This window comes from Bacillus sp. JJ783 (genome assembly GCF_036963225.1).
GTDB classification, from domain to species: Bacteria; Bacillota; Bacilli; order Bacillales; family Bacillaceae_G; genus Bacillus_A; species Bacillus_A cereus_U.
Window position 1 is genome coordinate 35,538 of record NZ_JBALMG010000101.1, and the last position, 12,033, is coordinate 47,570.

Sequence of the window (12,033 nt, forward strand, 5' to 3'; positions counted from 1 at the left end):
CTTTATTTAAGAAATTGTCATACAAGAGCCTGGGCCACCTGTGAAGGAAAGACCACAGCTTCCTTGTTCACTATATAAATCTGCAACTTGTTCGCGGTGAGAGGCCGGAATGACGAAGCGATCTTTATATTTCGCAATGGCAAGAAGACGATACATATCTTCTACATCCTCTTTCGTTAAACCAATTTCTTTTAATACTGCTTCATTTGGTTCCTTATTAATTTGCAGTGCTCTCATATGTGTTCGCATGACAGCCATTTTTTTCAATGTAAGACGAATGTGTGATTCATCTCCTGCAGTGAGTAAATTCGCTAAATATTGAATTGGAATACGCATATTATCAATAGCAGGGAAAATCTCTTCTGCTTGCCAGTTACTTCCTTTCCCCTCCACCATATTCATAATCGGGCTAAGCGGCGGGATATACCAAACCATCGGCATTGTACGGTACTCTGGATGAAGAGGAAGAGCAATTTTCCAATCAATAATCATTTTATAAATAGGTGACTCCTGTGCCGCTTTCATCCATTCATCAGGAATTCCTTGTTTTTTTGCTTCAGCTATTACTTCTGGATCATTTGGATCTAGGAAAACAGTAAGCTGAGATTCATATAAATCTTTTTCATTTTCAACAGAAGCTGCTTCTTTTACTTTGTCAGCGTCATATAGCATTACCCCTATATAGCGAATACGTCCTACACATGTTTCAGAGCAAATTGTTGGCATACCAGCTTCAATACGCGGGAAACACATTGTGCATTTTTCTGCTTTATTTGTTTGCCAGTTAAAATACACTTTTTTATACGGACAAGACGATACACAAAATCTCCAAGCACGACATGCATTTTGATCAACAAGGACAATCCCATCTTCTTCACGTTTATACATCGCACCAGATGGACAAGACGAAACGCAAGATGGATTCATACAATGTTCGCATATGCGTGGTAAATACATCATAAAGACATTTTCAAAATCCGTTTTAATTCCTTCTTCCATTTTCTTGACGTTCGGATCTTGTAATCCTGTTATATGTCCACCTGCTAAATCATCTTCCCAGTTTGGACCCCATTCAATTTTGTCGATAAATTCGCCCGTAATTGCTGATTTTGGACGAGCAACTGGTTGATGCTTACGCTGCGGGCTGTTTGTTAACGTTTCATAATCATAATTCCAAGGTTCAAAGTAATCATCGATTGTTGGTTGATCTGGATTGTGGAAAATGTTCATAAGACGCTTCATTTTCGAACCGGATTTCAGCTGAATTTCACCATTTTTTAATTCCCAGCCACCTTTGTATTTCTCCTGATCTTCCCATTGTTTCGGATAACCAATTCCAGGTTTCGTTTCTACGTTATTGAAGTACATATATTCAGCACCTGGACGATTTGTCCAGGTGTTTTTGCATGTTACGCTACAAGTGTGGCAGCCGATGCATTTATCTAGGTTCATTACCATTCCGACTTGCGCTTTAATCTTCAAGCCAATCTACCTCCTTCAGTTTACGGATTACGACATTTAAGTCACGCTGGTTCCCCGTCGGACCATAGTAGTTAAATCCATAGCTTAATTGGCCATATCCACCAATCATATGTGTTGGTTTAACGTGAATACGGGTTGGACTATTATGTGTTCCCCCGCGGGTGCTTGTTAATTTCGTACCAGGCACGTTAATGTGACGATCTTGTGCATGGTGCATAAATGCCATTCCCCTCGGTATACGGTGCGTTACAACAGCACGTGCTACGACAACGCCGTTACGATTAAAACATTCAATCCAATCATTATCGGCAACTCCAGCTTCATTCGCGTCATCTTTGTTCATCCAAACAGTTGGACCGCCTCTAAACAGCGTTAACATCGGCAATGAATCGAAGTACATACTATGAATCGACCACTTATTATGCGGTGTTAAATAGTTTAGTGTAATTTCTTTCCCTTCTACTTCAGGTCGTGATTTACGAAACGGTTTATGTTGCAGAATTGGTTTAAATGTTGCCATCGTTTCACCAAATTCTTTCATCATGTCGTGATCTAAGTAGAAAGATTGTCGACCGGTTATCGTTCTCCAAGGGATGAGACGCTCAACATTGGTTGTAAATGGTGAGTAACGTCGTCCACCTTTTTCAGAACCCGTAAAGGCCGGAGAAGTAATTACTGTTTTAGGCTGCGCTGTAATTTGTTCAAATGTGAAGCATTCTTCTTCACGTTCTTCTGCTAAATCACGTAGTTTTAAATCGGTTTGTTTTTCAAGTGCTTCCCATGCTTTTACAGCCATATGACCGTTTGTTGTAGAAGAAAGTGTTAATACCGCCTCAGCAGCATTGATTGCTTCTTTTATGTCTGGGCACCCTTTCGCAATAGAATCCGTTCGAATAACTCCTAATCGACTCTTTAATTGCTCATATTCTTTTTCTGCTGACCAAGAAATCCCTTTCGTACCAATCGGTTGTTTTCCGGTATTTGGTCCAAGCGCTGTCATCTTGTCATAAATCGTTTTGTAATCCCGTTCAACAACATGAATTTGCGGCATTGTTTTACCTGGGATCGGTTCACACTCACCTTTGCTCCAATCTTTAATCTTGCCAAGTGGTTGCGCTAATTCTTGCGGTGTATCGTGAAGAAGTGGTGTTGCAACAACTTCTTTCATTGGCTCAAGATCAATTTTCTTCGCTAAATCCGACACAGCTTTAGAAAGAGCGGTGAAAATATCCCAGTCAGAGCGTGCTTCCCACGGTGAACCGATTGCTGGATTAAATGGATGTACAAATGGATGCATATCTGTACTACTTAAATCATGTTTTTCATACCAAGTTGAAGCAGGTAAGACGATATCAGAATAAAGCGCCGTTCCAGCCATACGGAAATCTAAATTAATGAGTAAATCTAACTTCCCTTCAGGTGCATCTTCATGCCACTTAATTTCTTCTGGTCGTAATGAATCACTATCGTCATTCATTAATCCGTTTGTTGTACCTAATAAATGTTTTAAGAAATATTCGTGACCTTTACCGGAACTTGAAATTAAGTTTGCACGCCATACGAATAAGTTACGCGGGAAGTTGTTTTTATTATCTGGATCTTCAATTGCAAATTTCAGTTCTTTTTCTTTTAATTTTTGTGCAACGTATTTTCCGATTTCTTCTTGCGTTGTTGCACCAGCAGCAACAGCTTCTTTATATAATTCAATTCCATTCTTCTCGAATGTTGGATACGAAGGTAACCAGCCAAGTCGTGCCGCTAATACATTGTAATCACCGTGATGTTGATAACGTGAGTTGCCCTCAACCGGTGATGCTAAATGTCCAACAGGTGTATCTTCATAGCGCCATTGATCTGTTACGAAATAGAAGAATGACGTACCGTTTTGTAATTTCGGTGGCCCTTGCCAATCTTTTGCCATTGCGATTGTTTGCCACCCTTCTGCTGGTCGCAGCTTTTCTTGACCAACATAATGTGCCCAACCGCCGCCGTTGACACCTTGTGCCCCGACGAGAAGAACAAGATTTAAAACTGCGCGATAAATCGTATCAGAATTAAACCAATGGTTAATACCAGCTCCGACAATAATCATCGAGCGACCATTCGTATCAACTGCATTTTGTGCGAACTCACGAGCAATTTGAATAATAAGTTCTCGCTTTACTCCAGTCATCTTCTCTTGCCATGCAGGTGTAAACGGTACATCATCATTGAAATCTTTCGGTTCCTGCCCGCCAAGCCCTCGGTTCACACCGTAATTTGCTAACGTTAAATCGTATACAGTTGTAACGAACACTTCGCCTTCTTCTGTCATAACTTTTTTCACTGGAATTGTACGTTCTAATACTTTGTTTCCATCATCCGAGAAGTACGGGATTTGTACAGTTTCAACAGCATCTTCCATTCCAAGTAAAGAAAGACGTGGATCAATCTTTTCACCTGTTTGTTCATCTTCTAAACGTAAGTTCCATTTCTTTTCGTTATCCCAACGTGACCCCATAGTTCCCTGAGGTGTTGCAAAATCTTTCGTGTTCTCGTTCCAAAGAACAGGTTTCCATTCACCTAACTTAGTTTCGCGTCCAATATCAGATGCGTTTAAGAAACGATCAGCAACGAATTGGTCTCCTTTTTGTTTCAGTGTGACAAAGAAAGGAAAATCAGTATATTGCTTCGCATACTTTGTGAAGTATTCCACTTGATTATCTACGTAAAATTCTTGTAAGATCACATGCCCCATTGCCATCGCAAGGGCACCGTCTGTACCTTGCTTCACACTAATCCAATCATCAGCAAACTTTGTAGACTCGGCAAAATCAGGACTTACAGAAACGACTTTCGTCCCCTTATAACGAACTTCTGCTAAGAAATGAGCATCTGGCGTTCTCGTCATCGGTACATTTGAACCCCATGTCATAATGTAACCAGAGTTATACCAGTCACTACTTTCTGGCACATCCGTTTGATCACCCCAAATTTGTGGAGAAGCTGGTGGTAAATCAGCGTACCAATCATAGAAGCTTAGCATCGGCCCACCCATAAGTTGCATAAAACGGCTACCAGCAGCGTGACTTAACATCGACATAGCTGGAATTGGTGAAAAACCAACATTGCGGTCTGGACCGTATTTAATTATTGTATAAAGTAAAGAAGCTGAAACAAGTTGTAATACTTCATCCCAATTCGCTCGGATGAATCCGCCTTTACCACGCGCCTGCTTATACTTACGTGCCTTTTCAGGGTTTTCCACAATGCTTTTCCAAGCATCTAATGGTGACTCGTTATTTTGTAGTTCTTCTTGCCACATTTCCCAAAGCACACCACGTACATATGGATATTTCACACGAAGTGGACTATAAATGTACCAAGAAAAGCTCGCTCCACGCGGACATCCTCGTGGTTCAAAATCAGGCATATCAGGACCTGTTGTTGGATAGTTAAGCTCTTGCCCTTCCCATGTTACAATTCCATCTTTCACATAAATGTTCCAACTACACGAACCAGTACAGTTCACACCGTGTGTAGAACGGATTACTTTATCATGCTGCCAACGTTTTCTGTACACATTTTCCCATTCACGATCTTCATATGTTTCTTGTGTATGATTATCGTTATAACGATCTATTGGTGAAAAATATTTTAAACGTCTCATTAGTGCTGAAGGTTTCTTCTTCATAGTGTTCACTCCTTTAATACGTCTCTCTTACATACCCTTACTATAAAAGAGGTTGTAAAATACAGATGTGACATTTCGCACAGTTCAAGAGATTGTCATAAATTCCAGTGAAAATATGAAAAAATGAAAATCTAATCATTGTGGGGTTCACATCCTTCACTGACTGTTAAATTTGATATACTTAAATCGTTAGATGTGTTTTTAAATGAAAATGCAATACTTTATATCCACTAAACCAAGGGCAACTGTCCTGAAAATAGTTGACCCAACAACGCCAAGAATGGCAGGATTATAAAGTAATAATAAAAGGAGGATATTATGATATTAGAACCACTTTATGCAGAAAACATTGTAGTAGCCGTCATATATAATAATGAATTTAGATGGTATGTAACAGATAAAGAACTATGGTTTTTAGATTATAATAAATTAGATAATGCATATAAAAATTTAGGTGTAAGCACTGAAGATAATTACGAAACGGAAGAAAGAAATGGAATAAAAGTATTAGATAATGAAAATATAGAGGTGTTTTTACAAAGGATTAATAAATATAACGTACCTAAAGAGGAATTAAATTATTTATTACTTGAAAATATTAAAAGTAAAAATGCAGGAGAAGATCTATTAGATTTCAGTCCAGTGTTATTAATTAACTTTGATGATACAATACTATATTCGATGTTTCCGGAACCAGCATCATATGAAGAATATGTACCAAAAGATTGGATAGGTAAATATGAAGGTTTCACTGAATTAATACCTGAATCAGAGAATTATTGGGTAGATGAGTTTCATAATAATCTACTTTTTCTATAATTTAAATAGGACAAGAGTGATGCTAGTATAAAGGAGTAGAATAGTAATGAAATATCCATATAGTTTTGAAGTACTTAACAATAGAGATTTAGTTATGAGACTTCCTCAAGAAATTAAACTTGTTGAAACTTTTTTAGGAGTTGAAGTTTCTGCTTTTGAAGATTGGATTTTAGAAGAAATACATAGTGTTTTAAACGGAGAAAAAAATTACGGAGTAGTAAATGGCAACATTTGCGGTTTAGAAATTCGGAACGACACAACTACTGTGCTAGACAATTTAGCCGAAGATGGTAAAGGTGAATATTGTGAGATAGAAACAATGGAATTGGTAGAATTAATTCATATTTGGTTAGCTAAACGAAAAGAATTAAAAAAAGAGAAAAATAAAGAATTGTAATAATTTAAGTGGCTGGCCTCTACATGCAGTCGGCTTTATTTATTATTTCATATAAATTTTAATCACAAGACATATGATATATGTATCTAACCTTTACGCGTAGGGATTTCTACGCTATTTATTTTGGTCACCAAGGTCATCCTTTCCTTCCCTCCTCTTCTTTACCGACAATACTCTCGATAACCCATGATTATATATAAATAATAAATATTCGTCACCTTCTGACACGGATTATCCTATTGTTTTATTGTACGTAAGGAATTTATTTTTCTTCAACGCTACTATTTTATATCAAGACATATTTTATATAAAACTACAAATCATTATTTACTGTATTGCCCTTAGTTATGGAAACAATTATACTAGTTGTAATCGGGATAAATAATCTGAATATTCTCAGAATTTAAAATGAGAGTTTTACTACCCGCAAATAGAGGGATAAATTCTATTGTCCTCTAAATAGATTAGAAAATGATAATAAAATTAGGAGGATTACGATGCCCCAGCTTGATTCATTACATCCCATTGTAGAAAAAATAATCAACAATATTGAAAAATTAATGGTCGGAAAACGAAAAGAAACGATCTTAGTCTTGACAGCTCTCTTAGCTGAAGGTCATGTACTATTAGAAGATGTTCCCGGTGTCGGGAAAACAATGCTAGTACGTGCTCTTTCTAAATCAATTGATGCCGATTACAAGCGGATTCAATTCACACCTGATTTACTGCCGTCAGATGTAACAGGTGTTTCTATTTACAATCCAAAAGAGCTCCAATTTGAGTTTAAGCCTGGACCAATTATGGGGAATTTTGTACTTGCTGATGAAATTAATCGTACATCTCCAAAGACGCAATCTGCCTTACTTGAAAGTATGGAAGAAGGCACTATCACAATAGATGGCATTACAAGACCGTTACCAAAACCGTTCTTTGTAATGGCTACACAAAATCCGGTCGAATATGAGGGAACATACCCTTTACCAGAAGCTCAGCTCGATCGTTTCTTGTTGAAGCTAAGAATGGGATATCCTACACCAGAAGAAGAATTTGAAATTTTAAACCGGATGGAAAAAACAAATCCACTCTCCCATTTACAAGCTATTACTACAATAAAAGAATTACTTTATTTACAACAAAGCGTACGGGAAGTAAGCATGGACAAAGCAATCAAGCATTACATTATAAAGCTTGTTAATCAGACTCGTTCTTATAGTTCTATACAGCTAGGTGCAAGTCCACGCGGCTCAATTGCTTTAATGAAAGCTTCACAGGCTTATGCATTCATCCATGGTAGAAATTATATTATTCCAGACGATGTTAAATTTTTAGCTCCTTACGTTTTAGCACACAGACTCATTCTAAAAATGGAAGCAAGATTTGAAGGAATAACAGGAGAAAAAGTTATCGCCAAAATCGTTGCACGAACTACCGTGCCAACTCAAAGGACGACGAACCTTTGATGAAACGACTACTACGAGCACTATATCACGTTACCAAGTTATCGCTAATCCCTTTATGCCTAGTCTTAACATTTGTGTACGCTATGCTTCAAGGAGGATTTGTAAGTTGGTTTTTGTTTTACAGTACGATTCCTATTGGTCTTTATTCACTACTACTCCCCTTCTACGCTTTACGGGATGCTGAAGTAAAACGAATAACAAACCAAAACGAATATGTAGCAGGAGAACAATTTTCAAGCACTATTACAATAAAAAGAAAATTTCCTTTTCCCTTACTTTATTTAGTTATAGAAGATGAACTGCCATCACAATTTACAAGTTGTATACAAACAAAGATGAATAAGGTAATACTCTTTCCAGGATTAAAACGAAATATTTCGTTTCAATATGTGATTGACACACTCCCTAGAGGAGAGCACACTTTTTCAAGCGTACGTGTCAAAACTGGCGATCTATTCGGTATGATGGAGAAAGAAGTAACTTTTTCAGTTCCAGATACATTTTTAATCTATCCCCAGTACGTAGATATAACGTATCGACAATTGGAAAATCATTTCGAACAAGGAGCGCTTTCAGCAAATATAAATTTAGCAAAAGACTCTACAGTCTCTGTCGGTGTCAGAGACTATAAACCTGGTGACCGCTTTTCATGGATTGATTGGAAAGCAACTGCACGAACAAACAATATTATGACGAAAGAGTTTGAACAACAGCGCAGCCATAATATCATGATATTCATGGACAGAACTGAGTCCCCTCTATTCGAATCAGTCGTAACGTTTACTGCCTCTATTGTGAGGGCTGTCTTGAAGCAAAATTCACCAGCGTCATTCGTGTCTGTCGGAAAAGAACAAACTATTTTCCCTTTAGACAATGGAGATACTCAGTTGCAGCAAATCTTTTGTCATTTAGCGAAAGTACAAGCAGACAGTGTATTCCCGCTCTCCCAGAGTGTAGAAATGGAATTAAGAAAAATTTATGAGCCCGTAACGATTATACTCGTGACAAGCGATCTTTCTCCCGATATTCAAAAGGCGGCTGACTGTGCTGCTATAAAAAACAGAAAATTAATGGTGTTTGTCGTGAAAGAAAAAGCGAATCAACTCTCACAGCGAGAACTCAGTATACTAGAAACTCTACAAAAACGAAAAATATTTGTAAACGCGGTTTATGAAAACCGGTATACAAACGTGTTTTTTGAGGTGAGTAAATGATAACATTACAAACAAAATACCAATGGGATATGAGCAGATTCTTCATGCATGTATGTGCACTTCTTCTTTTACTAGAATGGCTAAGACCCCTTATAGGTATTACAAACGTAGGTAGATTAGATATTTTTGTAATATTTATAGGAATTTGCTTCACTCTCTCTTTTTTTCAAACAAGGTGGCAGATTCCAATAAAGATCGTCACGATATTATTCATCATTCATTTCCTGTATTATAAAAATACTTTTGTAAATCCATCTTGGTTAACGAAATTTTTTACTGATATTTCTCGAAATTCCTCCCTGTTTTTCCAAGGGAATTTGCTAGATATTTCTCCAGTTTTTCCAACACTTTTATTTTTTTTATCATTTTGGTTTTTGAGTGCCTTCATCTCTTTTTGGATGATTCATAAAAAACGTGGATTGTTATTTCTTGTATTGACTATTATTTATATCACAACTTTTCATAACTTACATTTATACAATGCAAACTACGCTATTATTCGTACTGTTGTCATCGGCTTTTTTATGCTTAGTCTTCTTCACATAGAACGAATAAAAGAGATGGAACACTTACAAAATTATGCTAGAGTAATCTCAAAATTACTTAGACCTCTTACAATATTTATTGTATTGTCAGCAATCATCGCATACTTTGCTCCAAAATTTGGTCCTCAATGGCCAAACCCAATGAATTTTTTAAAATTCAACACATCCGAAGCAAGTAAAGAACAAGAAGTTTCTAAAATTGGGTATGGTTTAGATGACTCCCGATTAGGCGGTCCTTTTAAGGCGGATCCTACAATTGTTTTCACAGCACAAACACAAAACAAACAATATTGGAGAGTAGAAACAAAAGATTTTTATACAGGAAAAGGCTGGGAAGTTTCTGAAAATCAAAAAAAGGTTTCTTTTAAACATAAAAACGACGTCGTGAGCTGGTACGAACAAAATACAAAAACGGAGATAACTGAGGCAACAATCACCATGCAAAAAAGTTATCCTCACCTTACCTATCCAGCAGGATTAGTATCAGTTGAGGCTTCTTCTGATGTATCATACAGCGTTGACCCATTTTCAGAAAAAATCTATACGATGCACGGAGACTCTTCTACTACTTTAAATTCGTATAAAGTAACGTATGAGATTCCGGAGTTTTCCATAGAAAACTTGAAAGCTGCAAAAACGAATGAAGGTCAAGAAACAAGTTCTTATTTCATGACAAAGTACACACAACTTCCCGAATCATTACCGCAGCGAGTAAAAGACTTGGCTGTCAATCTTACAAATGATAAAGACAGCCGGTATGATAAAGTATTAGCTATTGAAAATTACTTCACAGACAACTCTTTTGTATACGAAACAACGAATGTCTTATTCCCTGCCAAAAACCAAGATTATGTAGATCAATTCCTTTTCGATACAAAAAGCGGCTACTGTAATAATTTTTCGACGTCTATGATTGTACTACTTCGTTCTGCCGGGATTCCCGCCCGCTGGGTAAAAGGATTTACAGAAGGAACTCTTGAGAATACAATTGCTGGTGCTGAAGGTGAGAATGTTTATAAAATCGCGAACAATAACGCACACTCTTGGGTCGAAGTATATTTTCCAGAATACGGATGGATTCCATTCGAACCAACAAAAGGGTTTACCAATCCCTATAATTTTATAAATAATACTCCTGCTTCTACTTCACAAAATAGCGAAGAAACTAATTCTAATAGCGGGCAAATACACCAACGGAACAATGAAGCGAAGCTCAAAAGTTTAATAGAAAATACAGAAGAAGCCTCTACTAAAAAGATTACAAATTCTAAAAATAGGATTTCTTGGTGGTACGTATTCCTCTCTACGATACCGATTAGTATCATCGGATACATTCTCTTCACTACTAGAATGAAATGGATTACATTTTTTATTATTCTTTTCTATAAATACCGAAAAGATGATGCTGTTTATCAAAAAGCTTACAGTGCACTTTTAAAACAATTTGCGAGAATTGGCATACCACGGGGGGAAAGTCAAACATTCCGAGAGTATGCTCTCCAGATCGATACACTTTACAACTCGGCCGATATGCAACAACTTACTTTCAGTTATGAGAACTCTATGTATCAAAAGGGACAGGCCGCAGCCGAATGGAAGAAATCCGTACACTTATGGGAAGTGCTTATGAAAAAAGCAACTTCTCTGCCTAAATCAAATGACTTCGATACAATGATTTAATCTTGATAATGTGAGTTTAAAGAAAACACCTCAAAGAACTACTTTGTTCTTTGAGGTGTTATTTAATAAACATAATAAAAGATAGCTAACTCCTAATTATTCCCCAAGCACCTTCTCAATCTCAACCTCTAAATCCACCGGCTTCGTTTGCGGTGCAAAACGCCCTACTACTTTCCCGTCTTTTCCAATTAAAAACTTAGTAAAGTTCCATTTCACAGCTTTCATACCAAGTAAACCTGGTGCTTGTTCTGTCATGTATGTATAAAGAGGATGAGCCTTATCACCTTTCACATCAATCTTTGCAAACATCGGGAAGTTTACACCGTAGTTCAATTCACAAAAGCTTGTAATATCCGTTTCTGTACCAGGTTCTTGTCCCCCGAATTGATTACAAGGGAAACCGAGTATCTCTAGTCCTTGTTCTTTATATTTATCATATACTTCTTGTAATCCTTTATACTGTGGTGTGAATCCGCACTTACTAGCTACATTTACAATAAGTAGTGTTTTGCCTTCGTAATCTTTTAACGATTTTTCTTCTCCTGTTATTGTTTTCGCAGAAAAATCATATACTGTCATTTTCTCTATCCCTCTCTTCGCTATCATTCTATGTTTATACTATACTACATAAGTGAACAGACAGCTCTTTTTACATACTTACACGTTAAAATGGAAACGCTTTATTTTTGTTCGAAAATTCGACACAAACTACTAGACTTTAATGATGGAAAGTTTTACAATTGAATTGTGAACAAAATGTGAC

Annotated in this window: 8 protein-coding genes; 5 read left to right on the forward strand and 3 right to left on the reverse strand. The window is 37.0% G+C overall.

The window, feature by feature from the left end; all coding sequences use genetic code 11:
* Positions 1–6 precede the first annotated feature (6 nt).
* Positions 7–1,482, reverse strand: a complete 1,476-nt coding sequence (narH, locus tag V7038_RS20580) for a nitrate reductase subunit beta (protein WP_002202205.1) — start codon at positions 1,480–1,482, stop codon at positions 7–9.
* Entirely contained in the window at positions 1,472–5,155 is a 3,684-nt protein-coding gene (locus tag V7038_RS20585; protein ID WP_335695582.1) for a nitrate reductase subunit alpha, read from the reverse strand. The genes narH and V7038_RS20585 overlap by 11 nt, the downstream gene beginning before the upstream one ends.
* A gap of 318 nt (positions 5,156–5,473) precedes the next feature.
* Here V7038_RS20585 and V7038_RS20590 point away from each other — a divergent pair, with 318 nt between their 5' ends.
* The 5 genes from V7038_RS20590 to V7038_RS20610 all read left to right on the forward strand — a co-directional run bounded on the left by V7038_RS20590 (position 5,474) and on the right by V7038_RS20610 (position 11,270).
* On the forward strand, positions 5,474–5,974 hold the full coding sequence (locus V7038_RS20590) for a hypothetical protein (RefSeq protein WP_070128287.1): 501 nt from the start codon (positions 5,474–5,476) through the stop codon (positions 5,972–5,974).
* A 46-nt stretch (positions 5,975–6,020) separates the two neighbouring features.
* Positions 6,021–6,371 (forward strand): hypothetical protein, encoded by a 351-nt coding sequence (locus tag V7038_RS20595; RefSeq protein WP_070128286.1) that lies wholly within the window; start codon positions 6,021–6,023, stop codon positions 6,369–6,371.
* Between the two features lie 497 nt (positions 6,372–6,868).
* Positions 6,869–7,831 (forward strand): AAA family ATPase, encoded by a 963-nt coding sequence (locus V7038_RS20600; RefSeq protein WP_070139206.1) that lies wholly within the window; start codon positions 6,869–6,871, stop codon positions 7,829–7,831.
* The gene (locus V7038_RS20605; protein WP_002202210.1) at positions 7,831–9,045 is read left to right on the forward strand and encodes a DUF58 domain-containing protein; all 1,215 of its coding nucleotides are present in this window, start codon (positions 7,831–7,833) and stop codon (positions 9,043–9,045) included. Before V7038_RS20600 ends, V7038_RS20605 begins: the two co-directional genes overlap by 1 nt.
* The gene (locus V7038_RS20610) at positions 9,042–11,270 is read left to right on the forward strand and encodes a transglutaminase TgpA family protein (protein WP_335695583.1); all 2,229 of its coding nucleotides are present in this window, start codon (positions 9,042–9,044) and stop codon (positions 11,268–11,270) included. Before V7038_RS20605 ends, V7038_RS20610 begins: the two co-directional genes overlap by 4 nt.
* 96 nt (positions 11,271–11,366) lie before the next feature.
* Here V7038_RS20610 and bsaA read toward each other — a convergent pair whose 3' ends face one another.
* Positions 11,367–11,849 (reverse strand): glutathione peroxidase, encoded by a 483-nt coding sequence (gene bsaA / locus V7038_RS20615; protein ID WP_070139204.1) that lies wholly within the window; start codon positions 11,847–11,849, stop codon positions 11,367–11,369.
* Between the last annotated feature and the right edge of the window lie 184 nt (positions 11,850–12,033).

Excerpts from the sequence above, each read along its gene's own strand:
- V7038_RS20585 (WP_335695582.1), bottom strand. The coding sequence starts at position 5,155 with ATGAAGAAGAAACCTTCAGCACTAATGAGACGTTTAAAATATTTTTCA.
- V7038_RS20590 (WP_070128287.1), top strand. The coding sequence starts at position 5,474 with ATGATATTAGAACCACTTTATGCAGAAAACATTGTAGTAGCCGTCATA.
- V7038_RS20595 (WP_070128286.1), top strand. The coding sequence starts at position 6,021 with ATGAAATATCCATATAGTTTTGAAGTACTTAACAATAGAGATTTAGTT.
- V7038_RS20600 (WP_070139206.1), top strand. The coding sequence starts at position 6,869 with ATGCCCCAGCTTGATTCATTACATCCCATTGTAGAAAAAATAATCAAC.
- V7038_RS20605 (WP_002202210.1), top strand. The coding sequence starts at position 7,831 with ATGAAACGACTACTACGAGCACTATATCACGTTACCAAGTTATCGCTA.
- V7038_RS20610 (WP_335695583.1), top strand. The coding sequence starts at position 9,042 with ATGATAACATTACAAACAAAATACCAATGGGATATGAGCAGATTCTTC.
- bsaA (WP_070139204.1), bottom strand. The coding sequence starts at position 11,849 with ATGACAGTATATGATTTTTCTGCGAAAACAATAACAGGAGAAGAAAAA.